This is a genomic window from Paraburkholderia sp. RL18-101-BIB-B, from assembly GCF_046026985.1.
Classification (GTDB): Bacteria; Pseudomonadota; Gammaproteobacteria; order Burkholderiales; family Burkholderiaceae; genus Paraburkholderia.
This window is the reverse complement of sequence record NZ_JARESV010000006.1, coordinates 35,638-60,217: the sequence shown is the minus strand read 5'-3', so window position 1 is coordinate 60,217 and position 24,580 is coordinate 35,638. Positions and strand designations below refer to the sequence as shown.

The following is a 24,580-nucleotide window of genomic DNA, read 5'->3' as shown; positions in this document are numbered from 1 at the left end:
TATAGGGTTCAGGTGTGCCAAGCATGGTTTTCCCTGCTCAGCGCGAATACCTTTGCCGCTTTGGTGCCACTCCCTGCTGCGTACCACGACTGCAAACTGCTGCGAAATCCTGTGAACAAAACACTAACATGTTAGTATTATTGCGTTCTGCATGAACGACGGTCAATAGACCGCAACCCAAATGCGGGTTTGTCCTGAAGCCGCGGAACCACACTTTTTCACGCGATGCGGACAATAAAAAAGACGCGTCAACTGCACGCGTCTTTTGTTTAATGGAGGTCCATATCGCTTAGCCTTCGCTCAGTCGCCGGACAACTTCCACTTGCCGCCGACAATCTCCACCATCACGCGCGCCCGCTGGTCGAGACCAGCGTGGTCGTTCGCGCTCATGTTGAAGATGCCGTGCGACGCGGGCATGTCTTTGGTGCTTTCCAGCGCTGCACGCAGTGCTTCGCGGAACGCAGGCGTGCCCGGCTGACCCCTCTTCAGCGCCAGCGGAATCGCGCGTTGCAGCAGCAGGCCCGCGTCCCACGCGTGGCCACCGAAGGTCGACACCGAGCCGGCGCCGTAAGCACTTTCGTACGCGCGCTTATAGGCGAGCGAACTCTTCTTCACCGGATTCGAATCGGGCAGTTGCTCAGCGACGAGCAACGGACCCGCCGGCAGATACGTGCCTTCGCAATCCTTGCCGCACACGCGCAGGAAGTCGTTATTGGCGACGCCGTGCGTCTGATAATACTTGCCCTTGTAGCCGCGCTCCTTGAGCGTTTTCTGCGGCAGCGCGGCCGGTGTGCCGGCGCCCGCGATCAAAACCGCATCCGGATTCTGCGACATGATCTTCAGCACTTGGCCAGTCACCGATGCGTCGTTGCGCGCGAAACGTTCGTTCGCGACGACCTTGATCTTCGCGAGATCCGCAGCCTTGCCGAACTCTTTGAACCAGCTCTCGCCATAAGCGTCGGAGAAGCCGATGAACGCGACCGTCTTCACGCCGTGATTCGACATGTGCTGCGCGATCGCGGTGGCCATGAGAATGTCGTTCTGCGGCGTCTTGAAGACCCACGCGCGCTTCGCATCCATCGGTTCGACGATGCTCGCCGCGGCGGCCATGGAGATCATGGGCGTGGAGGTTTCGGCGGCGACGTCGATCATGGCCAGCGAATTCGGCACGACGGTCGAGCCGATCAGCGCATCCACGTGATCTTCGCTCGTGAGCTTGCGCGTGTTCTTGACGGCCTGGGTGGAATCCGTGGCGTCGTCGAGCACGATGTAATCGATCTTCTGGCCTGCCACCTCTTTAGGCAGCAGCGCGATCGTGTTTTTTTCCGGAATGCCGAGCGACGCGGCCGGGCCCGTTGCCGACACGGTCACGCCGATTTTTACGTCCGCGAATGCATGGCCGCTCCATGCCGCACTTACTCCGGTGGCGACCAATGCCGCACTGATCCAACGCAATGCCGACTTCATTCCGCTCCTCTATCTACCCCGTCATTCATTCGAATTTAAATCCGTGGATTCAAATCCCGACCAGGCGGTCGGTGAATAGCGAGTTTAGCGGACGAAAGCCACGTGCCGCAAGCGTTTTGCAGGATTGAGGCGCGTGAAATAGAGACATGTTCGGTGAATAAAAAAGGGTCACCGAATTAGCGGGGGATTTGAATGGCGAATAAGCAGAAACACAAATAAAAAGCGCTGTTGGATATCAATCCAACAGCGCTTTCGTCTGGGCACTGAGTGCCTCATTGTCTCCTCGTTCTCCACCTGCAAATTTCGTGGTGCATCAGAACTGCATGAAGATTAAACGAGCACCCTGCGTACTACAACTAGCAATTACCCTAGTGGTGCACTGCGGCACTGAATTGGGGCACGTTTGCGCGAGCCTTGCCGGGTATGCATTTCGACTCGATTATCGATCCAAACTCGCCGCATCAAGACGGCCGGATTATATCGGATGCCGAAGCAATTGCGTGTTTCACTGTGCATCACGCCCGCAGCGGCCGTACGCGCGCGATGATTTCGCCGACGATGCCGCGACGGAACGCCAGCACGCACGCAATGAAAATCACGCCGGTCACAATGGTCACCGATTCGCCCAGCGAGCGGAACCACTCGACGCCCGTGGTCGTCGCCAACGCTCCGCCGATATCGCCGAGCCGGTCTTCGAGCGCCACAATCAGCGCCGCGCCAAGCAACGGCCCGAACAAGGTGCCCATGCCGCCGACGAGCGTCATCAGGATCACGAGGCCGGACATGGTCCAGTACGCGTCGCTCAACGTCTCGAAGCCCTGCACCAATACTTTGAGCGAACCCGCGAGACCCGCAATCCCCGCCGACAGAATGAACGCGAGCAGCTTGAAGCGATCCGTATCGTAGCCGAGCGACACCGCACGCGGCTCGTTTTCCTTGATGGCCACCAGCACCTGCCCGAACGGCGAATGCACGATCCGCACGATCAGCAGGAAGGCGAGCACCATCACGGCGAGCACGACAAAGTACAACGCCACGTCGGACGACAGATCCAGCAGGCCGAACAGCTTGCCGCGCTGCACGCCTTGCAGGCCATCCTCGCCATGCGTGAACGGCGCCTGCAGGAACACGAAGTAGACCATCTGCGCGAGCGCCAGCGTGACCATCGCGAAGTAGATGCCTTGGCGGCGAATCGCGAAGATACCCACGATCAGGCCGAGCAAGGTCGCCGCCGCGGTGCCGACGAGCACACCGAGCTCCGGCGAGAAGCCGAGCGTCTGGATCGCATAGCCCGTGACATAGCCGGCCGAAGCGAGAAACATCGCGTGGCCGAACGACAGCAAGCCGGTGTAGCCGATCAGCAGATTGAACGCCGCCGCGAACAGTGCAAAACACAGCACCTTCATCACGAAGAGCGGATAGATGCCGAGCACGGGCACCGCGAGAAGCACGATCAGCAGCAGACCGTAGAGCACTTTTCTCTGCATCATTTTTCCTTGCCGAAGAGACCCGCCGGGCGCACCAGCAACACCAGCGCCATGATCACGAAGACGACGGTCGCCGACGCTTCCGGGTAGTACACGCGCGTCAGCCCTTCGATCACGCCGAGCAGCAAGCCGGTGAGAATCGAGCCCATGATCGAACCCATGCCGCCGATCACGACCACCGCGAACACGGTGATGATCATCGGCTGCCCCATCAGCGGCGAGACCTGAATCACCGGTGCGGCGAGCACGCCGGCAAACGCCGCGAGCGCGACGCCGAAGCCGTAGGTGAGCGTGATCATCAGCGGCACATTGATGCCGAACGCTTCGACCAGTTTCGGGTTTTCAGTGCCGGCCCGCAGATAGGCGCCAAGCCGCGTCTTCTCGATCACGAACCATGTCGCGAAGCACACCGCCAGCGAGGCCACCACGACCCACGCGCGATAGTTCGGCAGGAACATGAAGCCGAGATTGGTTGCGCCGGAAAGCGCCGACGGCACGTCGTACGGCTGCCCGGAGGAACCGTAGATGGAGCGGAACACGCCCTCCACCACCAGCGTGAGCCCGAAGGTCAGCAAGAGCCCATATAGATGGTCGAGCTTGTAGAGCCAGCGCAGCATCGAGCGCTCGATCGCGATGCCGAACAGTCCGACGATCAGCGGTGCCAGCACCAGCATGACCCAGTAAGGCAGGCCGAAATACGAAAAGCCCATCCACGCGAGCATCGCGCCCAGCATGAACAACGCGCCGTGCGCGAAATTGATCACGTTGAGCAAGCCGAAGATCACCGCCAGCCCGAGGCTCAGAATCGCGTAGAACGAGCCGTTCACGAGCCCCAGCAGCAGCTGGCTCAGCATCGCCGGTAGCGGAACGCCAAAGATTTCCATTGAAGCCTTAACCCATCGCCAAGGTGAGATCGGTCACGCACGATCCGGCCGGCGCGCAATCAGCGGCAAAGACGCCGATCGCGCGCGGCATGTGAAACGGTTCACCGTCAGCCTGTGTACCATCGTGACGTTACGCATCGCCCGACAGGAGCAGCAGGCAGACGGCCATCTGGTTACGAACCAGCGTTTATTTCCACAACGCGCAGCGCGTTTCCGCCTTGGTTGTGAAGGCCTGCTCGCCGGGGATCGTCGCTGTGATCTTGTAGTAGTCCCACGGCTCTTTGGATTCAGCCGGCGTCTTGACCTGCATCAGGTACATGTCGTGGATCATGCTGCCGTCCTGACGGATGTAGCCCTTCGCATAGAAATCGTCGATCTTGGTCTTCTTCAGTTGCGCCATCACCTTGTCGGAGTCGGTCGAACCCACCGCCTTCACTGCGTTCAGATAGGTCATGGTCGCCGAGTAGTCAGCAGCCTGCAGGCTCGACGGCATCTTCTTCATCTTTTCGAAGTAGCGCTGCGCCCACTTGCGCGTCGTGGCGTCCTTGTTCCAGTACCAGCTGTCCGTCAGCACGAGGCCTTGCGTGGTTTCCAGACCCAGGCTGTGCACATCGTCGATGAACATCAGCAGCGCGGCGAGTTTCATCGTCTTGGTAATGCCGAATTCCTTGGCCGCCTTGATCGAGTTGATCGTGTCGCCGCCCGCGTTGGCGAGGCCGAGAATCTGCGCCTTCGACGCCTGCGCCTGCAACAGGAACGACGAGAAATCCGAAGCCGACAGCGGATGGCGCACCGCACCCAGCACCTGGCCGCCGCTCGCTTTCACCACGTCCGATGTGTTCTTTTCCAGCGCCTTGCCGAATGCGTAATCGGCGGTCAGGAAGTACCAGGTCTTGCCGCCCTGCTTCGTCACCGCCGAGCCCGTGCCCTTGGCCAGCGCCGTGGTGTCGTACGCATAGTGGATCGTGTACGGCGTGCATTGCTCATTGGTCAGCGTGTCCGCGCCCGCGCCGATGCTGATGTAGACCTTCTTCTTTTCTCCGGCCACGGTGTTCATCGACAGACCGGTCGCCGAGTTCGTGCCGCCGATCAGCAGATCGACGCCGTCGCGGTCGAACCATTCACGTGCGCGCGACGCTGCGATGTCCGCCTTGTTCTGGTGGTCCGCATACACCACCGTGATCGGCTTGCCGTTCACCTTGCCGCCGAAATCCGCCACCGCCATACGGATCGCTTCGAGTCCACCCTGCCCGTCGATATCCGCATACAGACCGGACATATCGGTAATGAAACCGATCTTGACCGCGTCGTCAGCCGCTTGCGCGCTGCCCATCGTCAAAGCGGCGCCGGCGGCGACCGCGAAACAAAGTGTGGCAAGCCGCGCGAGTGGGTTCTTTTTCATTCCTGTCTCCTGGTTTCTTCGCTTGTGGTTATCAGAGGCAATCGGGCGTTTTTTATACGCCCAGTAGATCGTGCAGGACCGGCATCTTGCTTTCGAGTTCACTCGCCCCGAAGTGCTCGACAATCGCGCCGTGCTCCATCACGTAGAAGCGATCTGCAAGCGGCGCGGCAAAACGGAAGTTCTGTTCGACCATCACAACGGTATAGCCCCGCGCCTTGAGTGTCATGATCATGCGCGCCAGCGCCTGCACGATAACAGGCGCGAGCCCTTCCGAGATCTCGTCGAGCAGCAGCAAGCTCGCGCCGGTGCGCAGAATGCGCGCCACCGCCAGCATCTGCTGTTCGCCGCCCGACAGCCGCGTGCCCTGGCTCATGCGGCGCTCTTGCAGATTCGGAAACATCGAATAGATTTCTTCGAGCGACATCATGTGTGCCTTGTCGCCGACCGGCGGCGGCAACAGCAGGTTTTCCTCGCACGAGAGGCTCGAAAAGATACCCCGTTCTTCCGGGCAGTAACCCACGGCGCAATGCGCGATGCGATGCGTGGGCAGATTGATGGTTTCGCGTCCGCCGATGCGGATCGAACCGGTGCGCCGTCCGGTCAGGCCCATGATGGCGCGCAGCGTGGTGGTCCGGCCCGCACCGTTGCGACCCAGCAGCGTGACGACTTCGCCGCGGTTCACCGTCAGATCGACGCCGTGCAGAATATGGGACTCCCCGTACCACGCCTGCAAACCCTTGATGTCCAGCGCGGGAGCAGCGTTCTCCGTCCCGCTTACGTCGAGGCTTTCACGCTCGGCAATCGTATTCATGCGTGGGCTCCGGCGAGCGCCGCGTCGGCGCTGCCCATATAGGCTTGCATCACGAGCGGATTCTTCGACACTTCCGCGTAGCTGCCTTCGGCGAGCACTTCGCCACGTTGCAGCACGGTAATCGTGTCGGAGATGCCGGCGATCACATTCATGTTGTGCTCGACCATCAGGATGGTGCGGCCGCTCGATACTTTTTTGATCAACGCCGTCACGCGGTCGACGTCTTCATGGCCCATGCCTTGCGTGGGTTCGTCGAGCAGCATGAGCTCGGGTTCCATGGAAAGCGTGGTGGCAATTTCCAGCGCGCGCTTGCGGCCGTAGGAAAGTTCGACCGTCAACACATCGGCGAAATCGGTCAGTCCGACCTGGGTGAGAAGATCCATTGCGCGGTCATCGAGTTGGCGCAGCGTACGCTCACTCTTCCAGAAATGAAATGCCGTACCGAGCTGGCGCTGCAAACCGATGCGCACATTCTGCAATGCTGTCAGATGCGGAAACACAGCAGAAATCTGGAACGAGCGGATAATGCCGCGCCGCGCGATTTGCGCCGGGCGTTCGCTCGTGATGTCAATGCCGTTAAAAACGATCTGACCCGCGGTGGGTTCCAGAAATTTGGTGAGCAGATTGAAGCAGGTGGTCTTGCCTGCCCCATTCGGGCCGATCAGCGCATGGATCGAGCCACGGCGCACGCGCAGGTTCACACCGTTCACGGCGATGAAGCCTTTGAACTCACGAGTGAGGCCGCGCGTTTCGAGAATCGTATCGCCGAGAATCATGTTCCCTTCCATACGGAGTAAGGCGAAGCATTACGATCTTACGCGCGAACCGCTGCGCGACTTTTTATGACGGCGGCACCCCGTGCCGCTCGTTGGCGTGCTGCACCAATCCGGACGGTGATCCATGGGGCGGCACGCAGCATGGCTGCCATTGTCGCGCCAATGATGCAGCGCATTCATTGGGATTTGCACTTAGTGGATGATGCCCGCCCGAGCGGGACCCATACGTGCGAGATGCCCGCCGCGCATGACGGACGGGCATCTCATGCGGCTCGTGCGCTAGCTGTCACACGGCGGACATGGAAGGCGTCGAACTCGTTTGTGCCGCGAAACTGCCGGCCACGCGCGCACGGCGATCTTCGCGGATCATCTCGCTGGCGCGTTCGGCGATCATCAGCGTGGGCGAATTGGTGTTGCCCGAGGTGATGTTTGGCATGACAGAAGCATCAACCACGCGCAGTCCGTCAACACCGATAACCCGTAGCCGGTTGTCGACCACGGCTCCGGGGTCGTCTGTCGTGCCCATGCGACAGGTACCGACCGGATGGAAGATGGTCGTACCGACCGCGCCGGCGGCCTGCTGCAACTCTTCCTCGGTCTGGTACTGAACGCCCGGCAAAATTTCCTGCGGTCGATAGCGAGCCAGCGCGGGCGCTCCAGCAATGCGGCGCGTGAGACGCAGCGCATTGGCGGCAACGTGCCGGTCGTAATCGGTGGAGAGATAGTTCGGTGCGATCAACGGCGGCGCCGAAGGGTCGGCGGATTCGATGTGAATGCTGCCGCGCGAAGTGGGCCGCAACTGACACACCGACGCCGTGAACGCATTGAACCGATGCAGCGGTTCGCCAAAGCGGTCGAGAGAAAGCGGCTGGACGTGATATTCGAGGTCGGGCCGGGTAAGCGAGCGATCCTCCCGATCGGATTTGGCAAACGCGCCAAGTTGGGACGGCGACATCGACATGGGCCCGCTTTGAAAAAACGCGTACTGCATGCCGATCAGCAGCTTGCCCCACCAATGCGCGGACGCAGTGTTGAGCGTGCGTACGCCGTCGACTTTGTAGGCCATGCGCAATTGCAAATGGTCCTGCAGATTTTCACCCACACCACGCAGATCGTTGACGACCTCGATGCCGAGATTCTGCAGACGCGCGCCATTGCCGATGCCGGACAGTTCGAGCAATTGCGGTGAGTTGACCGCACCTGAACTGAGGATCACTTCGCAGCGGGCCTTGGCCAGATAGTCCGTGTCGTTGCCGCGATATTCGACGCCTGTGCAACGGCGTCCTTCGAAGACGACGCGCTGCGTGTGCGCACCGGTGATTACGGTGAGATTCGGCCGCTTGAGTGCGGGACGCAAAAACGCCTTCGATGCATTCCAGCGAATGCCGCGCTTCTGATTGACGTCGAAGTAGCCGACACCGGTGTTGTCACCGCGATTGAAGTCGTCGGTAGCGGGAATGCCGGTCTCTTGCGCGGCGCGCGAAAACTCTTCGAGAATTTTCCATTTCAACCGCTGTTTCTCGACGCGCCACGGTCCGCCCGCGCCATGCGATTCGGTTGCGCCAGCATGGTGGTCTTCGCTGCGTTTGAAGACAGGCAACACCGAGTTCCAGGACCAGGACGGGTCGTTGGTGACACGCGCCCATTCATCGTAGTCTTCGCGCTGACCACGCATGTAGATCATGCCGTTGATGGAGGAACTGCCGCCTAAAACGCGTCCGCGCGGATACGAGAGCGAGCGGCCATTGAGGCCCGCTTCCGCCTGCGTTTTATAAAGCCAGTCCGTGCGCGGATTGCCGATGCAATAGAGATAACCGACCGGCACGTGAATCCAGTGGTAATCGTCCTTACCGCCGGCTTCGAGCAGCAATACCTGCACGTCCGGATCCTGGGTCAGGCGATTGGCCAGCACACAACCCGCCGTCCCCGCGCCCACGATGATGTAGTCGAACTCGCCTTCGAGGCGCCGGGCCGCGGGCGTCGTATCGGTATGGCTCATTGTCCAGTCTCCTAAGCTTTTTTGTCGGCGAGTCGCATGATTGTCATGCGACTGCGGCGTCGGGCTCTATTTGTCTTTTACGCCTTTCTTCTGCCCGTTTAGCACTCGTTTCTGCCACGGCGTTCGGCAAGCCACCACAAGCCTTGCCGAAAGCAAATGCCTCACACTACTTCGCTACCGGCATCGTAAACTCAGCGCCCTTGGCAATACTGTCGGGCCAGCGCTGCATGATGCTCTTGTAGCGCGTGTAGAACCGCACGCCTTCTTCACCGTACGCGTGATGATCGCCGAAGAGCGACTTCTTCCAGCCGCCAAACGAGTGCCATGCCATCGGCACCGGAATCGGCACGTTAATCCCTACCATGCCGATCTGAATCTGACGCGAAAACGCGCGTGCGACGCCGCCATCGGACGTAAACAACGACACGCCGTTAGCAAACTCGTTGGCGTTGATCAGTTCCACCGCGGAAGCAAAATCCGGCACGCGCACCACACACAGTACGGGTCCGAAAATCTCTTCGCGATAAATCTTCATATCGGTCGAAACATTGTCGAACAGAGTGCCGCCGAGAAAGAAGCCCTTCTCATGACCGCTGACCTGATGGCCTCGTCCGTCGACAACCAGCTTCGCGCCCGACGCGACACCCGAGTCGATATAGCCGACCACTTTCTCGCGATGCACCGCCGTCACCAACGGACCCATCTCGGCATCCGATTCCATGCCGTTGAGAATCTTCAAACTCTTCACGCGCGGTGTGAGCCGTTCGATCAACTCATCGGCGATATGACCCACTGCGACGGCCACCGAAATCGCCATGCAGCGCTCGCCCGCCGAACCGTACGCCGCGCCGATCAAGGCATCGACGGCCTGGTCGAGGTCCGCGTCCGGCATCACCACCAGATGATTCTTCGCTCCGCCCAAAGCCTGCACACGCTTGCCGTGCTTCGTGCCTTCCGTGTAGATGTATTCGGCAATCGGCGTCGAACCGACAAACGACAACGCGCTGACTTCCGGATGCACGAGTAGCGCATCGACAGCAACCTTGTCGCCGTGCACGACGTTGAACACGCCGTCCGGCAAGCCGGCTTCCTTCAACAATTCCGCGAGGCGGTTCGAACAGGACGGATCGCGCTCCGACGGCTTCAGCACGAACGTGTTGCCGCACGCAATCGCGACGGGGAACATCCAGCACGGCACCATCATCGGGAAATTGAACGGCGTAATGCCGGCAACCACGCCGAGCGGCTGACGCAGATTCCAGTTGTCGATCCCGCCGCCGATCTGATCGGTGAAGTCGCTCTTCAACAGATTCGGAATGCCGCACGCGAACTCGACGATCTCGATGCCACGCATCACCTCGCCCTTGGCATCCGAAAACACCTTGCCGTGTTCACGCGTGATCAGTTCCGCGAGTTCGTCGTGGTGACGGTCGAGCAGTTCCTTGAACTTGAACAGGACACGCGCCCGCTTGATCGGCGCGGTTTCACTCCACGCGGGAAAGGCGGCACGGGCGGCGGCGACGGCGGCATCGACTTCGACGACGCTCGCGAGCGGCACGCGCGCGCTCACGCTGCCTTGCGCGGGATTGAAGACGTCGCCGAAGCGGCCGCTCGTGCCATCGAGCGTCTTGCCGTTGATGAAATGGGTCAGCGCGCGGGCGCTGGTCGCGCTGCGCTGGGTTTCGTCCTGATATGTCTCGCTCATGGTGTCCTCTTTCCTGTGAAGTCTTCCGCCCCGGCGCCCGCGGCGTGATAAAGGCATGCTGAAGCTGAAGCGTACGGCGCTTCGGGTCGACAAATCCAATGAGTAATGCTCAACTGCGCTATAAGGCGAGCTAATATCAGGATATGGATCTGACTCTACTTCGGGCGTTCGTCACCGTGGCACGCGAGGGCAATCTCACGCGTGCCGCGGTGCATCTTCACCTGACCCAACCCGCCGTCAGCCTGCAAATCAAGCATTTGCAAGAGACGCTCGGCGTGACGCTGTTCACGCGAACCTCGCACGGGCTCTCGCTCACGCGCGACGGCCAGGCGCTGCTGCCCCACGCCGAACGGGCGCTCGCCGCGGCGAACGACGTGCAGCGGGCGGCGCAATCGCTGCGTCACGAAGTGCGCGGAAGGCTACGGATCGGCACGATCCTCGATCCGGCGTTTCTGCGCCTGGGCGGCTTTCTCAAGCAGCTCGTGGAGACCTGGCCGCACATCGAGACGGCCTTGCGCCACGGCATGTCAGGCTGGGTATTGGACCAGGTTCGCGCGGGTGAACTGGATGTCGGCTACTACATCGGCCTGCCGTCCGAAGACGAACCGCGCGACGGCCCCGCTTTTCATGCGGTCACGTTGACTCATTTCCAGTACCGTGTGCTCGCGCCGGCCGGCTGGAAAGACCGCGTGAAAGGCGCGCGCGACTGGCGTTCGCTCGCGGCGCTGCCGTGGATCTGGACGCCGCCGGCGTCGGCGCATAACCGGTTGTTGTCGCGCTGTTTCGACGAGGCTGGCGTGAAGCCGGTCAAGGTGGCGGAAGTGGACCAGGAGCCGTCGATGCTCGACCTGGTCAAATCGGGCGTCGGTCTCACGCTCGCGCGCGACGCCACCGCCATCGCCGAAGCGCATGCGCACGCGTTGACCATCGTCGAAGGTGTCACCGTGCCGACTCAGCTCACCTTTATCACGCTCGCGCGACGCAAGGAGGAACCGGCGATTGCCGCGGCGTTGAAGCTGATCGAGCAGCAATGGACGACTTGAGGCGCAGGTGAACCGAGTTTGCGTGTAGGACACAAGGACGCCAGGGGCGAGCGATATGAGCCCCTCTCATGACACGCTCATCAAATCGTGCGGCCCTCCTGACGATCTCCTTGCGCGTGCACCGTCGCCAGCGCCGATCGTGGAACACGATCGCCTGCCCGGCATCTGAAACCACACCGTCACGCAGTTTTTGTTAGATTGAGGGTTCGCGCTCACGCGCCGGCTCCGCATCCTTTTCCGTTCCACTTGACTTTGTCCTTCCCGGCAGCTTCGCCCCGGCAACACCGGAAGCCGCCGACCACTCCATCCTTCGACAGGAGCCTGACATGGCACGCAACATTGAAATCAAAGCCCGCGCCCAGCATTTCGAGCAACTCCGCGAACGCGCGGCGCAGCTCGCGCCGGACGCGCCGCTGATCTTCCGCCAGCAGGACTTTTTCTACGACGTGCCGCGCGGCCGCCTGAAGCTGCGCCAGTTCGACGACGGCACGCCGGCCGAGCTGATCTTCTATCAGCGCGACGACCGTGACGGTCCGAAGGCGTCGTATTACACGCGTAGCCCGGTGACCAACCCGGAAGCCATGCACGCGCTGCTCGCCACCGCGCTGACGACGCGCGGCATCGTTACCAAGGAACGGCATGTGTATCTGACCGGGCGGACGCGGATCCATCTGGACCGTGTCGACGGTCTGGGCGACTTCGTGGAACTCGAAGTGCTGCTCGCTCAGGACGACGACGAAGAAGGCGGCCACGCCGAAGCGCATGCGATGTTCGCCACGCTCGGCGTGCCGGAATCGGATCTGGTGGCGGTGGCTTATGTCGATCTGCTGAGCCCGGACAGCGAGCCGAAGCAAGCGGCATAAGACTGAGGCAATACGGGGCGCAGTGCGAAGTCAGCTCGTCAGGCGCCGTACCCGCCGCATCAAGCGGCGGCTGTCCCCGGCGACAGATGGCCCAGCGGCAACGGACCATTGCGTTTGAAGGTGGTGAGCACGATATTCGAGCGCACGCTATCGACGCCCGGCACGCGCATCAGCTTCTTCATCACGAACGTCGACAGATAGTTGAGATCAGGCGCGACGATGCGCAACAGATAGTCGGCGTCGCCCACCACGGCATGACACTCCAGCACTTCAGGCAGCACGTCGATTTGCTGCTGGAATTGCTCGATGATCGAATCGCCGTGGTGCTTCAACTTCAAACTGGTGAACGCGGTGACGCCGAGCCCGAGCTTCTCCGGCCGCAGCACGACGCGATAGCCGTCCACCACGCCCACCTGCTCCAGACGCTGCAAACGCCGTCCGATCTGCGACGGTGACAGCGGCACTTGCTCGGCCAGTTGCTGATGCGTCGCCCGGCCGAAGCGCTGAAGCACGTCCAGCAGCGCTAGATCGAAGTGATCCAAGTCGAACATGTCGAATACCCGCATTAAATGATCTGTCGATGCACGATTATTGCACATTCGCATTGTAAACCGCCATCATTGCGCCCTTTCCGCACTCACGCCGCTCTACACTTGCATCACCTATTTATATCAGCCGTCACCGTAGAGCGCAGCATCATGTCCATCGCCAATACCGCCAAACTGAAAGAGCAATTCGACGCCGGCCTCGAAACCCGCGCCGATTTCACCATCGATCAACCGACCGAACGCTACGGCGCGGTCGATCACGCGGTATGGCAACAGCTTTACGCGCGCCAGACGGCGCTGCTCAAAGGGCGTGTGTGCGACGAGTTTCTGGCGGGCGTCGAAACCATCGGCATGCCGGCCGACCGCGTGCCTTCGTTCGAGGAGATCAACGCGAAGCTCACGCCCGCCACCGGCTGGCAGATTGTCGCCGTGCCAGGCCTCGTGCCGGACCAGGTATTCTTCGAGCATCTAGCGAATCGCCGCTTTCCCGTGACGTGGTGGATGCGCCGCCCGGATCAGCTCGATTATCTGCAGGAACCGGACTGTTTTCACGATCTGTTCGGTCACGTGCCGCTGCTGATCAACCCGGTATTCGCGGACTACATGCATGCATATGGCCGCGCCGCGCTCGCCTCCCATGACGCCGGCGCCCTGCCGCTGCTCGCGCGCCTCTATTGGTACACAGTGGAGTTCGGACTGATCCGCGACGCGCCGAGTCCGAACGGCGTGAAGATCTATGGCGCGGGCATCGTGTCGAGCAAGGGCGAAACGCTCTACAGCCAGCAAAGCGCCGCGCCGAACCGCCTCGGCTTCGACCTCGAACGCCTAATGCGCACGCGCTACCGCATCGACACGTTCCAGAAGACCTACTTCGTGATCGACGACTTCGCGCAGCTCTTCAACGTCGCGCAAACCGATTTCGCGCCGCTGCTGGCCAGGCTAGCAGCCGAACCGGCGTTCGCGGCCGGCGACGTCCTCGAGCACGATCGCGTGATCACGCGCGGCTCGCAGGAAGGCTGGCTGGCCGACGGCGATATCTGAAAAGCAAGGCTGACGGGGCCGCCTGCGGGCGGACGGCATCCGTGAAAAAATAGCGGATGCGCACGTCCACCGGCGTGCCTGTTCAGATCAAATGAGGTGGCACCATGATTCACAAACTGACATCCGAAGAACGCGCCACGCAGATCGCCGGCTTGCATGGCTGGCAAGCCACAGCGGGCCGCGATGCGATTCAGCGCCAGTTCAAATTCGCCGACTTCAACGAAGCATTCGGCTTCATGACGCGCGTGGCGATCAAGGCGCAGGAAATGGATCACCACCCGGAATGGTTCAACGTGTACAACAAGGTCGAGATCACGCTGTCCACGCATGAAGCCGGCGGCTTGACAGAGCGCGACATCAAATTGGCTAAGTTTATCGATAGTATTACCGCGTAATACAAACGTACTAGTACGATCAGCGGGTTTAAACGCCGTAATTTGAGTATTTCTGCGTAAATGAAAGGGCTTTGCAGGTAATCCCTTGTCCAAACCTTCAGTTCTACAGGCTATTCTTAAGGTACACGTAAGAATCCCACGCAAGCCTCGCAACCGTGTCCAAACGATCCGGTGATAGCGTGTGCTGACGCTGTACAATCATCAGCGCATACGGCTTGGAGAGCGCGCTTGCCTCCTTGCACAGAACGAGTTCGTCGCCGCTCGAAGGTGAGCGGGCGCGCCAGAAGTTGATTGCGGCTTCCAGTTCGTGAATGCTTATCTCGGACATGACTTCGTGATCGCTCTCAAGAAAACGCCGGGCCGTCCCAGGTTTTCTTGCCCCTGCGAGGGACTGGCGCGATGCGACAGGTCTGGGGGCGCCAGGTAGGCGCTTCAAGGCCGCTCGATGCCTGCTTCGTGGCCGCTTCGTGCCAGTTCGGTACGGCCACGCCGCACGCTGCCTGTGCAGCAGGCGCCCCGGCGAACCGCTTGCCCAAACGCCTAACCCATTGTACTTGAGCGAAATCCATGCGACTCCTTCTGATCGAAGATGACCGCCCCATCGCACGCGGCATCCAAAGCAGTCTCGAACAAGCCGGCTTCACCGTCGACATGGTCCACGACGGCATTTTCGCCGAACAGGCCCTCACGCAAAATCGCCATGAGTTGGTGATCCTCGATCTGGGTCTGCCCGGCATCGACGGCATGACGCTGCTCTCGCGCTTCCGTCAGAGCAATCGTCACACGCCGGTGATCATCCTCACCGCGCGCGACGAGCTCAACGACCGCGTGCAAGGCCTGAATTCCGGCGCCGACGACTACATGCTGAAGCCGTTCGAACCCACCGAACTCGAAGCGCGCATCCGCGCGGTCATGCGTCGCAGCGGTCCGCACGGCGATATGCCGCGTCCGGAAGTGTCGCTCGGCGGTGTGCGCCTGTCGGGCGTCGATCGCCGCATTTTCAACGACGACAAGCCGCTCGAACTCTCGCCGCGTGAATTCGCGGTGCTCGAAATGCTGCTGTTGCGTCATGGCCGCGTGGTCAGCAAGGCACAGCTGCAAGACCATCTGACGCATTTCGGCGGCGATCTCGGCGACACCGCGATCGAGGTCTACGTGCACCGGGTGCGTAAAAAGCTCGAAAACTGCCGTGTCGAGATCGTCACGGTGCGCGGCTTCGGTTATCTGTTGCAGGAAATCCGTCAGGCCGCATAATCGTCGTGAAGGCCGCACGTTGCATTGCGGCCTGACGGCGCCGGGCCGGCGCCGCGCACTCGGTGCGCATTTCGCCGGCATCCGGCGAAATTTCACGGTGCTTGCGCCGTTGCTACTTTCCCGCGCGTTCGATCATGCCCCAGCCGGCCGCCAATAGTCTGCGCCGCACGCTGCTGCGGCGCCTCGCTGCTCCCCTTTCGCTGCTCGCGCTTATGAGCGGCCTGATCGCTTACTGGCTGGCGTGGCAGTACACGCAGCACGTGGTCGACCGTTCGCTCGCCGATCTCGCCACCGCGATCTCCAAACAGATCCAGATTGCCGGCCCGAATGCGCGCATCACGGTGCCGCCGCTCGCGCAGGCCATGTTTTCGGACCCGGTCGAGCACCTCGTCTACCGGATCAGCACCGGCGAAACGGAAATCGCCGGCGATCACAATCTCCCGCTGCAAGGCACGAGCGTGCGGCGCATGCACTACGCGTACGTATTCGAAACGCAGCATCAAGGCGTGACGGTTCGGGTGGCGCAGGTCCGGGTCGATCAGCCGACGGGCAATCCGATCGTCGTCGAAGTCGGTCAGCCGGTGCATCACCGGTTTCGCATCGCCGCCGAGTTTCTGGTCGCGATCATGATGCCGCTGCTGCTGCTGCTGCTGGCGGGCTGGGTGATCGTGTGGCGCGTGGTCAATCAGCAGCTCAATCCGCTCACCGATCTCGCGGACTCGCTGAACCGGCAAACGCACACGTCGCTGGAACCGGTCGACGAAACCTATGTGCCGGTCGAAATCCGGCCGCTGACCGGCGCGCTGAACGCGCTGCTCGGTCGCCTGAAAACGGCACTCGACGGCCAGCGCAAATTCATCGCCGACGCCGCGCATCAACTGCGCACGCCGCTCACCGCCGTCAAGCTGCATGCCGAGCAGGCGGCCATCGCGCGCGACCCGCAGCAAACGCTAGCCGCTGTGCGTGAACTGCGCGCCGCAGCTGACCGCGCAGTGCGGCTGTCGAATCAACTGCTCTCGCTCGCGCGGGCCGAGCCGGGCGAACAGGCGGCTCGCTTCGTCAACGTGGACATGGCCGCGCTCGCGTTCGATACGGGCGCCGAATGGGTGCCGCGTGCGCTGACGTTCCACGTCGACCTGGGCTTCCAGCGTCTGGACGACCCCAGCAACGGCCATCCGTTGATGGCGCGCGGCAATCCCGTGCTGCTGCACGAAGTGATCGCCAATCTGCTGGATAACGCACTCAAGTACGTGCCGCCGTCGCGTTTCGATGGCGGCCGCATCACGGTGACGGTGTCGCAAACGGTAATCGACGAACTGCGCATGGCGGAGATCATCGTCGAAGACAACGGGCCGGGCGTGCCGCGCAACCAGCAAGCCGATCTCTTCAAACGGTTCTTCCGCGGGGACGGTCAGAGCGACGCCGGCGTGGATGGCGGCGCCGGTCTCGGCCTCGCGATCGTCCACGACATCATGGTGCTGCATCACGGCAGCGTGCATTACGAGGACGCACCGGAAGGCGGCGCACGTTTCATCGTGCGCATTCCGCTCGTGCCGATCAGCGTGCAGAGCATCGTGGAACCCGAACCACGGCGGCCGGCAAAAAAATCGGCGCACTCGGCGCCGGTGGATAGCTAACGGTTCAGATGCTCGACGGGCTGCCTGGCGATCACACAGATGATCGACTCAGGCAGTCCGGATGTCATTTCTTCTTCGCTTTCTTCGCCGACGTTTTGGCCTTCTTGGCCGACTTCTCGGACTTGCCGTCGCCCTTCTCCTTCTCGGGCGGCGCCAGCATCGTGCCGCGGCACTTACGCGCGCCGCAACGGCATTCATATTCCTTCTTGAGCTTCTTGGTCTGACGCGCGTCGATCACGAGGCCGTAGTCGTAAAAGACTTCCTCGCCTTCAGCGATATCGCGCAACGCATGCACGTACACGTGACCGTCGATTTCTTCGGCTTCGCAGTTCGGCGCGCAGGAATGATTGATCCAGCGCGCGCTATTGCCGTTCACTTTACCGTCAATGACCTTGCCGCTATCGAGTGCGAAATAGAACGTGTGATTCGGTTCGGCCGGATTGTGCGGATGACGGCGCAACGCTTCTTTCCAAGAGATCCGCTCGCCCTTGTATTCGATTAGGCGCTCGCCGGCCGCAATCGGTTCGAGGGCAAACACGCCTTTGCCGTGCACACCCGAACGGCGCACGGCGATCCTGCGTGAACTCATTGAATGAATCCTTGTGAAGAACTGGGGGTGAAGTTCGGCAGCCGTCAGAAATGCCCGCGTCTGACGCGCTGCTTTTTTCTGACGCGGATAGCAAACGCGGCGCCTTGCGAGCGCCGCGTCGGACTTGCGACGCTCGCGCGCCACAACCGGCATCCTACACGCTGAAGACGGCTTCGTTCAACCGTCAAAAAGACGCGCACGTATGACGGGTCGCCAACTTCACCGTTGTCCGAACGAAATGTCGCCGAACAGTGCCTTTTGCTCGCGTGGTTGCGAACGCCAGTACTGCGGTGGCGCTTCGACCGTCGCGCCGAGTTGTGCCGCGGCGTGCCACGGCCAACGCGGGTTGTACAGTAACGCGCGCGCCAGGGCGATCAGATCGGCGTCGCCGTCTTCGATCAGTTGTTCGGCATGCAACGGGTCGGTGATCAAGCCTACGCCGATGGTCGTGAGGTCGGTGGCTTCCTTGACCGCCTTGGCAAAGGGAATCTGATAACCCGGTTCAAGCGGAATCCTCTGCAACGGCGAGACGCCGCCGGACGATACGTCGATCCAGTCGCAGCCGCGCTTTTTCAGTTCCTGCGCGAACGCGATCGTGTCCTCGAGCGTCCAGCCGCCTTCGACCCAGTCGGTTGCGGAGACGCGCACGCCGACCGGCTTGTCGGCGGGAAATGCAGCGCGCACGATATCGAAGATTTCAAGCGGAAAGCGCATGCGGTTTTCAAGCGAACCGCCGTAGTCGTCGTCGCGCTGATTGGCGATCGGCGAGAGGAACTGATGCAGCAGATAGCCGTGCGCCGCGTGGACTTCCAGTGCGTCGACGCCGAGCCGCGCGGCACGGCGCGCCGAGGCGGCGAAGGCTTCGCGGATGCGGTTCAGCCCAGGCGTGTCGAGCGCCAGCGGCGGCTCTTCGCCGGCCTTGTGCGGCAACGCGGACGGCGCGTGCGGCAGCCATCCACCTTGCGATACCGGAATCAGCTGGCCGCCTTCCCACGGCGCGTGGCTCGACGCCTTGCGCCCGGCGTGCGACAACTGCATCGTGACCTTGATGTGCGAATGCTTGCGGATCGCGGCCAGCACCGGCACGAGCGCGGCTTCGGTGACGTCGTCCCACAAACCGAGATCGCCGGGTGTGATGCGGCCGTCCGGCTCGACCGAGGTCGCCTCGATACAGAGCATGCCGGCACCGGATAACGCCATGCTGCCGAGATGGATCATGTGCCACGCCGTTGCCTCGCCACGGTCGGCGGAATACTGGCACATCGGGGACACGACGATACGATTGGGAAGCGTCACGCTACGCAGCGTGAGCGGAGAAAAAAGCGCGCTCATGGATTACGCCCAGTAGAAACCCGAGAGCGATCGAGCATAGCACCGCAAGTGATTTAGTGCTGGCCCGCGGACTTTCAGGATTTCAGGGTTTCGCCTCGACCTGGTCGAGCCACTCGCCAAACATGCGGCACGCGGCGGCTTCGAGCGCGGGACCGAACTTCGCGGTCTCGGCCCGCAACTGGCGCGCGTCGATGCCGTGGCCGACCAGCTCACCGGCGTTGCCAATCAGCCATGGCTCGAAGCGATCGGTACGAATCTCCGGATGACACTGCAGACCCAGAACATGATTGCCCCAGGCGAACGCCTGGTTTTCGCAGGCCGGCGTCGACGCAAGACGCGTTGCATTGTCGGGAAGATCGAAGGTGTCGCCGTGCCAATGCAGCATGGAGGTCTGCGCGCCATCCAGATGACGCACCGGTGACGCGCGGCCGGCGTCGGTCAGCGTCAGCGGTGTCCAGCCGAGTTCGGTATGGCCTGCGGGATAGACGCGAGCGCCAAGGGCACGCGCGATCAATTGAGCGCCGAGGCAGATGCCGAGCGTCGGCAAACCGGCCGCGATGCGTTTCTCGATCATGGACAGCAGCGGCACGAGCGTCGGGTAAAGCGCGTCGTCGGTTGCGCTGATCGGGCCGCCGAGCACCACCATCAGCGATGCGGCGACCGGGTTCGGCGCCTCGATGCGGGCAAAGCCGACATCGAGATAACGGACCGGGCGCCCGCGCTCGCCGAGCACCAGCTCGAGACTGCCCAGATCCTCGAAGTGCACGTGGCGAATGGCCAGAACTTCGCGATTCATCGGCCTGCCCCACCTTCAGGTTGACTAAAGACTTGCCGCCACGCGGCACCAGTCGGCTGACAGGCGGCATAGGCCGCCTGCCGAAGCCGGCTTGGCAGTGTAGCGGATTGTCCCGGAAGAAGCCGCCTTATTGGGCGAAGATCTTCCAGGTCTTCTTCTGGGTGGCGACGTCGGCCGTCTCGTACACCGAGCAATCGAGGCGCAGATCCGTATCCGACATATTCAGATCGAGCAACGCGCAATGATGCGGCGTCTTCTTCGGGTTCTTGCTCGGCTCGAAGTGCGTGCAGCTCAGGCACATGCGGTGCGGCGGAATCGTGCCCTGCGCTTCCAGCTGATGCACGGTCTTGAGCAGCGTGCGATAGAACACCGCCTGCTCGTCGTCACGCAGCGTGCCGACCGCCTTGGCCAGGAAGTCCGGCCATTGCGCGGCGCGCTTCGCCGCCGTACGGCCACGCGCCGTCAGGCGGACCGCGAGGGCGCGGCCGTCGTCGAGGGCACGGCGCTTTTCGACCAGCCCTTTGGTTTCGAGCGTGCTGACTGCATCACTGGTCGTCGCGGCGGTGAGCGCCGTTTCACGGGCAATTTCGCCGAGACGCATCGGGCCTTTGCGCTGCATCAGCAAGACCAGAATTTCGCCTTGAGTTGGTGTCAGGCCAGCGCCCTCCGCCCATTCCCAAGCCTGGCTCCGCATTGCCGTGCTCAATCGCAATAGGCTGTGGGTCACCCGCCCGGTCGCCTGTTCTCCGTATACGCCTTCGCTCATAATCTTCGATTGGTTTATTTACAGCTTTCGTACGATGCCGGCGAACTGCTTGCCGACTGCGCCCGTAGCCTGTGTGGGGTAGCCTCGCCCAACTGCGACAAGACGGTTTTCTACTATCTCAAAAATTTACCGCCTTGCAAGGCAAAGCAGCGAAAACGACATTCTATGCGAGAGCGGCGAATCGTACAGCTAACTTATCCAACACAAGCTGTGGATAACCATGGGAAAACTTAGGGATAGCTTGTGCGCTGATTCTTGATAAGCACCCAGGCCCGCTCTACCCGTCCCAAAGTTGTCCTCGTATACCGGCGCCGTTGCGCCCTCGATCAGCTCAGTTATGGTTTACGCAGCGCATTGACTTTGCAGGGAATTATTCAGTTGTCCACAGGCAGATGCAATGCTTGTTAACTACTACTACGTTTGTATACGTTAACTCTATAAAAACCAAAGGCACGCCGAGCTGGAAAATTAATTTACTGAAAAAAACCCGCTCGAGGCGGGTTTCCTTACGATTTGACGTAAGCAATCCTGTCTTTGCCTACGCCCGCCACTGCAAACACTGTTGCCGGACAGCTTCATGCAGAGACTTTTCCCGTTCGACCACACCGCGTAACCAGGTTGCATCATTGACCTGACCGCGAGCGATCGCGCCGATTTCAGCAAGCGCATTACCCGAACCTAACGCTTCGGCGTGCGGAGCGATCAAATCCAGCGTTTCGAGGATGTCTTCGGAAATCGTCTTGCGCTCACCCGTCTGCGGATTGATGCAGGTGCCGGCAAGACCAAAGCGGCACGCTTCGAAACGATTGAACGTATAGACGAGGTAATCGTCTTCCTGCGGCGTGATCGGTTTGTCGAGCAGCAGATGCCGGGCAAGCGTCTGGATATAGCAGGCAATCGCCGCCGCGCGATCGACCGACAACGGCGTATCCATCACACGAACTTCGATCGTGCCGAAACCCGGCTTCGGCCGGATGTCCCAGTAGAAATCTTTCATGCTGTTGACGACGCCGGTGTGGACCATCTTCGAGAAATACTCCTCGAAGCTATCCCACGTCAGCACGAACGGCGCGCGGCCCGACAGCGGGAACGCGAACACGGAATTCAGTCGTGCCGAATGAAAACCGGTATCGACACCCTGCACGAACGGCGACGATGCGGACAACGCGATGAAATGCGGAATGAAGCGTGACAACGAATGCAGCAGATAGAGCGCGCTGTTCGGATCCGGGCAGCCGATGTGCACGTGCTGGCCGAACACGGTGAATTGCTTGGCAAGATAGCCGTACAACTCGGAGATGTACTGAAAACGTGGCGTATCGACGATCTGCCGCTCGCTCCATTGCTGGAACGCATGCGTGCCGCCGCCGCACAAGCCGACGTTCAGACGGTCGGCCGCGGACACCAGCGTGTCGCGAATCTTGCGCAAGTCGGTGACGGCCTGCTCATGCGTCGTGCAGATGCCCGTCGACAACTCGATCATGCTTTCGGTGATTTCCGGCGTGATGTTGCCGGGGATCTTTTCGTCCTTGATGAGGCGCATCAGATCCGAGCCAGCTTTGGTCAGATCATAGTCGTGCGTATTGACGATCTGCATCTCGAGTTCGACACCGAATGTAAACGGTTTCGAATCGATGAACGGTTCGAGTGACATGGCGTCCCCTGAGTCAGGTCGGCCAGGTGTGAGTCACATACCCGGCCGTTTTTGAATCGAATATAAGTTGGATAAAGCGTGTCAAACATCGCGCCTTGAGTAGCGCAGCGCGCTCATTGACTTGCGCTTACACTTCACGCCGTTCAGCCACCAGCGCCAGGCTGCGATAGACGAGCCACGGCCCGAGAATTTGCAGCACGAAAATGGAACACATCACGATAGCCCGCAGTTGCGGATCGAAGTTCGGATACAGGTTGTAGGTGTCGTCGACGAGCAGATACGCGAGCGCCGACATCGGCGATAACGACAGACCGAGCGCCATCCCCTGCTTCCAGTTCAAGCCGCTCGGCTTGGCGAACGCCAGCACGCCGACCAGCTTAGCCACCAGGCGCGCAACAATCAGACCCAGTGCCGCGACGCCGCCAAGCGCGATGTCTTTCCATTCAAACGAAGTCAGCGTCAGCACGAACAAAATCACCGTCAGCAACCAGCCGGCCGTGCCGAAATGCTCCGGCCACAACTGCGGACGCGCCTCATGATTCTTCACAATGATGCCGGCGGCCAGCAACGCAAGAATGGTCGACAGCTTGAACAGATGCGCGACCGCAATGGCCAGCAGCACAAGACCGAACAGCGCGACGAACGAGTGCTCGTCCTGCATGTTCAAACGTCGATAGAAGAACGTGCAGGTGCGCGCGAGCAGATACGCGAGCACGAGCGAGCCGACCAGCAGATAAAGCGGTTGCAGGATGGTCGCAAATACGTTGCCGTAAATTTCCTGATGCAGCCAGCTCGACACGAGCTTTTCGATCACCACAGCATACATGCTGTTCAGCGCGGTCAAGGTCAACAAACGCTGGGTGACCTGGCCTTCCGCACGCAATTCTGTTTTCAACTGAATCACCATGGCCGGCGATGTCGCCATGGCGATCGCGGCGAGCACCGTTGCCACCATCAGCGGCACGTTCAGGAACAGCAAAACCGGCAATACGAGCGCGAATGTCAGCGTGGCCTCGGCGACGCTCGACAGAATCAGCCAGGGATTGCGACGGATCCAGCGCAAGTCGAGCCGGCTCCCGAGTTCGAACAACAGCAAACCGAGCGCGACATCGAGCAGCGGCCGCGCGGCGCTCGCGGAATCCGCATCGATCACGCCCGAACCGGCCGCGCCAGCAATCAGACCAATGACCGCATACCCGGAAATGCGCGGTAAACGCCACGCGCGATAGCAAAGCTCACCGCACAGACCGGCGGCGAGCAATGCGAGACCAGCCCAAAAAATGGCGTCGGGTGAAAGCGGCCAGGCTGGAAAAAATGAAAACGCCGAATTCATCGTGATGGGTTCTCCTTTGCAGCAACGGCAGACGACACGAACCGGCGCAAACACCGGCGAGCGAGTGGGCACATGACGCGCTCACTGTCGCGATCGCTTCGCGTGGCCAGCGTTGCGAGTTTTCAACGATCGGATGATCTGAATGCGCGGCAACAGCAAGGAAGCTGGCGCATTCGGGGTGCGGCCGTAGCAACCGGCACGGTGAAAGAACGCCGTCGACTTTGAATCAGATTCTGATTGAGCGGCACCGTTCCGTTTGCTGCGTGTGCCGCTGTAGAGACAAGGCACGACGCGGAAAAGAACGGCGATTGTGCCATAGCTTTTTCAGCCTCGACCGAAAAGGCGCGAACATGCTGGCAAAACGGTAAAAACGTACGGTATCTCGCCGACATGAGGAAAAACCGACCGTTTTGGCTGCGAATCCGGCCGTGCTACCGGCTAGTTTGAACGCGGCAGATGTGCTTTTCGGGACATCGTCGTGGAAGTTTTGCACGAGTTTAGGAGCGCTCGAGATCCGCCGACGGGCTCTCGTCCAGCCACGGTCTTTCTGTTTACAGGTTTACCGTATGTATACGTAGTAATAGTTAACAAGGTGCCTCGGTTTCTGTGGATAACTCCTGTTTACCGAAATGAATCATCAGTTTGCCGACGGCATAACAGGATGCACAGCATGTGCGGGAGCGGCGCGTATACAAGGGTAACTTTTTGCGCTTTTCGGCGGCGGCAAAGTTACCCCGTTTACGTCCACAACGGTTCCACACCAGTTGCACCGGTAAACGGCGTGGTTATCCACAACTC

At 61.0% G+C, this 24,580-nt stretch carries 22 protein-coding genes; 6 read left to right on the top strand and 16 right to left on the bottom strand.

From position 1 onward, the window contains the following. Positions 1 to 300: 300 nt before the first annotated feature. The 8 genes from P0D73_RS12225 to P0D73_RS12190 form a co-directional block, all read right to left on the bottom strand. Positions 301 to 1,467 (bottom strand): ABC transporter substrate-binding protein, encoded by a 1,167-nt coding sequence (locus P0D73_RS12225; protein WP_408431495.1) that lies wholly within the window; start codon positions 1,465 to 1,467, stop codon positions 301 to 303. 515 nt (positions 1,468 to 1,982) lie between these two features. Beyond that, a complete protein-coding gene (locus tag P0D73_RS12220) occupies positions 1,983 to 2,954 on the bottom strand; it encodes a branched-chain amino acid ABC transporter permease (RefSeq protein ID WP_408312693.1) in 972 nt (323 codons plus the stop codon). After that, a complete protein-coding gene (locus P0D73_RS12215; RefSeq protein ID WP_132376522.1) occupies positions 2,954 to 3,838 on the bottom strand; it encodes a branched-chain amino acid ABC transporter permease in 885 nt (294 codons plus the stop codon). Before P0D73_RS12215 ends, P0D73_RS12220 begins: the two co-directional genes overlap by 1 nt. A gap of 187 nt (positions 3,839 to 4,025) precedes the next feature. Then, a complete protein-coding gene (locus P0D73_RS12210; protein ID WP_132376521.1) occupies positions 4,026 to 5,240 on the bottom strand; it encodes an ABC transporter substrate-binding protein in 1,215 nt (404 codons plus the stop codon). A gap of 52 nt (positions 5,241 to 5,292) precedes the next feature. Next, positions 5,293 to 6,051 (bottom strand): ABC transporter ATP-binding protein, encoded by a 759-nt coding sequence (locus P0D73_RS12205; RefSeq protein WP_132376520.1) that lies wholly within the window; start codon positions 6,049 to 6,051, stop codon positions 5,293 to 5,295. Continuing rightward, the gene (locus P0D73_RS12200; RefSeq protein ID WP_132376519.1) at positions 6,048 to 6,827 is read right to left on the bottom strand and encodes an ABC transporter ATP-binding protein; all 780 of its coding nucleotides are present in this window, start codon (positions 6,825 to 6,827) and stop codon (positions 6,048 to 6,050) included. The genes P0D73_RS12205 and P0D73_RS12200 overlap by 4 nt, the downstream gene beginning before the upstream one ends. A gap of 286 nt (positions 6,828 to 7,113) precedes the next feature. Next, a complete protein-coding gene (locus P0D73_RS12195) occupies positions 7,114 to 8,826 on the bottom strand; it encodes a GMC family oxidoreductase (protein WP_408431493.1) in 1,713 nt (570 codons plus the stop codon). A 166-nt stretch (positions 8,827 to 8,992) separates the two neighbouring features. Then, a complete protein-coding gene (locus P0D73_RS12190; RefSeq protein ID WP_408431491.1) occupies positions 8,993 to 10,531 on the bottom strand; it encodes a CoA-acylating methylmalonate-semialdehyde dehydrogenase in 1,539 nt (512 codons plus the stop codon). A gap of 143 nt (positions 10,532 to 10,674) precedes the next feature. Between P0D73_RS12190 and P0D73_RS12185 the strand changes: the two genes are divergently transcribed. Both P0D73_RS12185 and P0D73_RS12180 read left to right on the top strand, forming a co-directional pair. Continuing rightward, the gene (locus tag P0D73_RS12185; RefSeq protein ID WP_408312515.1) at positions 10,675 to 11,574 is read left to right on the top strand and encodes a LysR family transcriptional regulator; all 900 of its coding nucleotides are present in this window, start codon (positions 10,675 to 10,677) and stop codon (positions 11,572 to 11,574) included. 326 nt (positions 11,575 to 11,900) lie between these two features. After that, the gene (locus P0D73_RS12180) at positions 11,901 to 12,437 is read left to right on the top strand and encodes a class IV adenylate cyclase (protein WP_095417868.1); all 537 of its coding nucleotides are present in this window, start codon (positions 11,901 to 11,903) and stop codon (positions 12,435 to 12,437) included. Between the two features lie 59 nt (positions 12,438 to 12,496). Here P0D73_RS12180 and P0D73_RS12175 read toward each other — a convergent pair whose 3' ends face one another. After that, positions 12,497 to 12,988, bottom strand: coding sequence for an Lrp/AsnC family transcriptional regulator (locus tag P0D73_RS12175; protein WP_132376515.1), 492 nt, complete (start codon positions 12,986 to 12,988; stop codon positions 12,497 to 12,499). Between the two features lie 147 nt (positions 12,989 to 13,135). Here P0D73_RS12175 and phhA point away from each other — a divergent pair, with 147 nt between their 5' ends. Continuing rightward, the gene (phhA, locus tag P0D73_RS12170; protein ID WP_408431489.1) at positions 13,136 to 14,026 is read left to right on the top strand and encodes a phenylalanine 4-monooxygenase; all 891 of its coding nucleotides are present in this window, start codon (positions 13,136 to 13,138) and stop codon (positions 14,024 to 14,026) included. Between the two features lie 104 nt (positions 14,027 to 14,130). After that, positions 14,131 to 14,421 (top strand): 4a-hydroxytetrahydrobiopterin dehydratase, encoded by a 291-nt coding sequence (locus tag P0D73_RS12165; protein ID WP_132376513.1) that lies wholly within the window; start codon positions 14,131 to 14,133, stop codon positions 14,419 to 14,421. A gap of 103 nt (positions 14,422 to 14,524) precedes the next feature. Here the strand turns inward: P0D73_RS12165 and P0D73_RS12160 are convergent, their stop codons facing one another. Next, positions 14,525 to 14,749 (bottom strand): DUF3717 domain-containing protein, encoded by a 225-nt coding sequence (locus P0D73_RS12160; protein WP_408431486.1) that lies wholly within the window; start codon positions 14,747 to 14,749, stop codon positions 14,525 to 14,527. A gap of 239 nt (positions 14,750 to 14,988) precedes the next feature. Between P0D73_RS12160 and P0D73_RS12155 the strand changes: the two genes are divergently transcribed. Then, positions 14,989 to 15,675 carry a response regulator gene (locus tag P0D73_RS12155; protein ID WP_013590077.1) on the top strand — a complete coding sequence of 229 codons (687 nt, stop codon included), beginning with the start codon at positions 14,989 to 14,991 and terminating at the stop codon, positions 15,673 to 15,675. A 134-nt stretch (positions 15,676 to 15,809) separates the two neighbouring features. Then, entirely contained in the window at positions 15,810 to 17,312 is a 1,503-nt protein-coding gene (locus P0D73_RS12150; RefSeq protein WP_408176344.1) for an ATP-binding protein, read from the top strand. 64 nt (positions 17,313 to 17,376) lie between these two features. On the opposite strand, the gene P0D73_RS12145 is transcribed toward P0D73_RS12150, so the two are convergent. From P0D73_RS12145 to P0D73_RS12120, 6 genes are all read right to left on the bottom strand, one after another. Continuing rightward, positions 17,377 to 17,901: an SET domain-containing protein gene (locus tag P0D73_RS12145; RefSeq protein ID WP_408176343.1), complete on the bottom strand. Its 525-nt coding sequence runs from the start codon at positions 17,899 to 17,901 to the stop codon at positions 17,377 to 17,379. A gap of 219 nt (positions 17,902 to 18,120) precedes the next feature. After that, positions 18,121 to 19,233 carry an NADH:flavin oxidoreductase/NADH oxidase gene (locus P0D73_RS12140; protein ID WP_408176342.1) on the bottom strand — a complete coding sequence of 371 codons (1,113 nt, stop codon included), beginning with the start codon at positions 19,231 to 19,233 and terminating at the stop codon, positions 18,121 to 18,123. Positions 19,234 to 19,315: 82 nt separating this feature from the next. Next, positions 19,316 to 20,029, bottom strand: a complete 714-nt coding sequence (locus tag P0D73_RS12135) for a glutamine amidotransferase (RefSeq protein WP_132376508.1) — start codon at positions 20,027 to 20,029, stop codon at positions 19,316 to 19,318. Positions 20,030 to 20,156: 127 nt separating this feature from the next. Beyond that, a complete protein-coding gene (locus tag P0D73_RS12130; protein WP_132376507.1) occupies positions 20,157 to 20,795 on the bottom strand; it encodes a MarR family winged helix-turn-helix transcriptional regulator in 639 nt (212 codons plus the stop codon). A 538-nt stretch (positions 20,796 to 21,333) separates the two neighbouring features. Next, a complete protein-coding gene (locus P0D73_RS12125) occupies positions 21,334 to 22,449 on the bottom strand; it encodes a YbdK family carboxylate-amine ligase (RefSeq protein ID WP_132376506.1) in 1,116 nt (371 codons plus the stop codon). A 127-nt stretch (positions 22,450 to 22,576) separates the two neighbouring features. Continuing rightward, positions 22,577 to 23,782 (bottom strand): cation:proton antiporter, encoded by a 1,206-nt coding sequence (locus tag P0D73_RS12120; protein ID WP_132376505.1) that lies wholly within the window; start codon positions 23,780 to 23,782, stop codon positions 22,577 to 22,579. Positions 23,783 to 24,580 lie beyond the last annotated feature (798 nt).

Excerpts from the sequence above, each read along its gene's own strand:
- P0D73_RS12220 (WP_408312693.1), bottom strand. The coding sequence starts at position 2,954 with ATGCAGAGAAAAGTGCTCTACGGTCTGCTGCTGATCGTGCTTCTCGCG.
- P0D73_RS12200 (WP_132376519.1), bottom strand. The coding sequence starts at position 6,827 with ATGATTCTCGGCGATACGATTCTCGAAACGCGCGGCCTCACTCGTGAG.
- P0D73_RS12165 (WP_132376513.1), top strand. The coding sequence starts at position 14,131 with ATGATTCACAAACTGACATCCGAAGAACGCGCCACGCAGATCGCCGGC.
- P0D73_RS12175 (WP_132376515.1), bottom strand. The coding sequence starts at position 12,988 with ATGTTCGACTTGGATCACTTCGATCTAGCGCTGCTGGACGTGCTTCAG.
- phhA (WP_408431489.1), top strand. The coding sequence starts at position 13,136 with ATGTCCATCGCCAATACCGCCAAACTGAAAGAGCAATTCGACGCCGGC.
- P0D73_RS12150 (WP_408176344.1), top strand. The coding sequence starts at position 15,810 with ATGCCCCAGCCGGCCGCCAATAGTCTGCGCCGCACGCTGCTGCGGCGC.
- P0D73_RS12195 (WP_408431493.1), bottom strand. The coding sequence starts at position 8,826 with ATGAGCCATACCGATACGACGCCCGCGGCCCGGCGCCTCGAAGGCGAG.
- P0D73_RS12120 (WP_132376505.1), bottom strand. The coding sequence starts at position 23,782 with ATGAATTCGGCGTTTTCATTTTTTCCAGCCTGGCCGCTTTCACCCGAC.
- P0D73_RS12125 (WP_132376506.1), bottom strand. The coding sequence starts at position 22,449 with ATGTCACTCGAACCGTTCATCGATTCGAAACCGTTTACATTCGGTGTC.
- P0D73_RS12140 (WP_408176342.1), bottom strand. The coding sequence starts at position 19,233 with ATGAGCGCGCTTTTTTCTCCGCTCACGCTGCGTAGCGTGACGCTTCCC.
- P0D73_RS12215 (WP_132376522.1), bottom strand. The coding sequence starts at position 3,838 with ATGGAAATCTTTGGCGTTCCGCTACCGGCGATGCTGAGCCAGCTGCTG.
- P0D73_RS12130 (WP_132376507.1), bottom strand. The coding sequence starts at position 20,795 with ATGAGCGAAGGCGTATACGGAGAACAGGCGACCGGGCGGGTGACCCAC.
- P0D73_RS12210 (WP_132376521.1), bottom strand. The coding sequence starts at position 5,240 with ATGAAAAAGAACCCACTCGCGCGGCTTGCCACACTTTGTTTCGCGGTC.
- P0D73_RS12145 (WP_408176343.1), bottom strand. The coding sequence starts at position 17,901 with ATGAGTTCACGCAGGATCGCCGTGCGCCGTTCGGGTGTGCACGGCAAA.
- P0D73_RS12180 (WP_095417868.1), top strand. The coding sequence starts at position 11,901 with ATGGCACGCAACATTGAAATCAAAGCCCGCGCCCAGCATTTCGAGCAA.
- P0D73_RS12190 (WP_408431491.1), bottom strand. The coding sequence starts at position 10,531 with ATGAGCGAGACATATCAGGACGAAACCCAGCGCAGCGCGACCAGCGCC.
- P0D73_RS12155 (WP_013590077.1), top strand. The coding sequence starts at position 14,989 with ATGCGACTCCTTCTGATCGAAGATGACCGCCCCATCGCACGCGGCATC.
- P0D73_RS12160 (WP_408431486.1), bottom strand. The coding sequence starts at position 14,749 with ATGTCCGAGATAAGCATTCACGAACTGGAAGCCGCAATCAACTTCTGG.
- P0D73_RS12205 (WP_132376520.1), bottom strand. The coding sequence starts at position 6,051 with ATGAATACGATTGCCGAGCGTGAAAGCCTCGACGTAAGCGGGACGGAG.
- P0D73_RS12185 (WP_408312515.1), top strand. The coding sequence starts at position 10,675 with ATGGATCTGACTCTACTTCGGGCGTTCGTCACCGTGGCACGCGAGGGC.
- P0D73_RS12135 (WP_132376508.1), bottom strand. The coding sequence starts at position 20,029 with ATGAATCGCGAAGTTCTGGCCATTCGCCACGTGCACTTCGAGGATCTG.
- P0D73_RS12225 (WP_408431495.1), bottom strand. The coding sequence starts at position 1,467 with ATGAAGTCGGCATTGCGTTGGATCAGTGCGGCATTGGTCGCCACCGGA.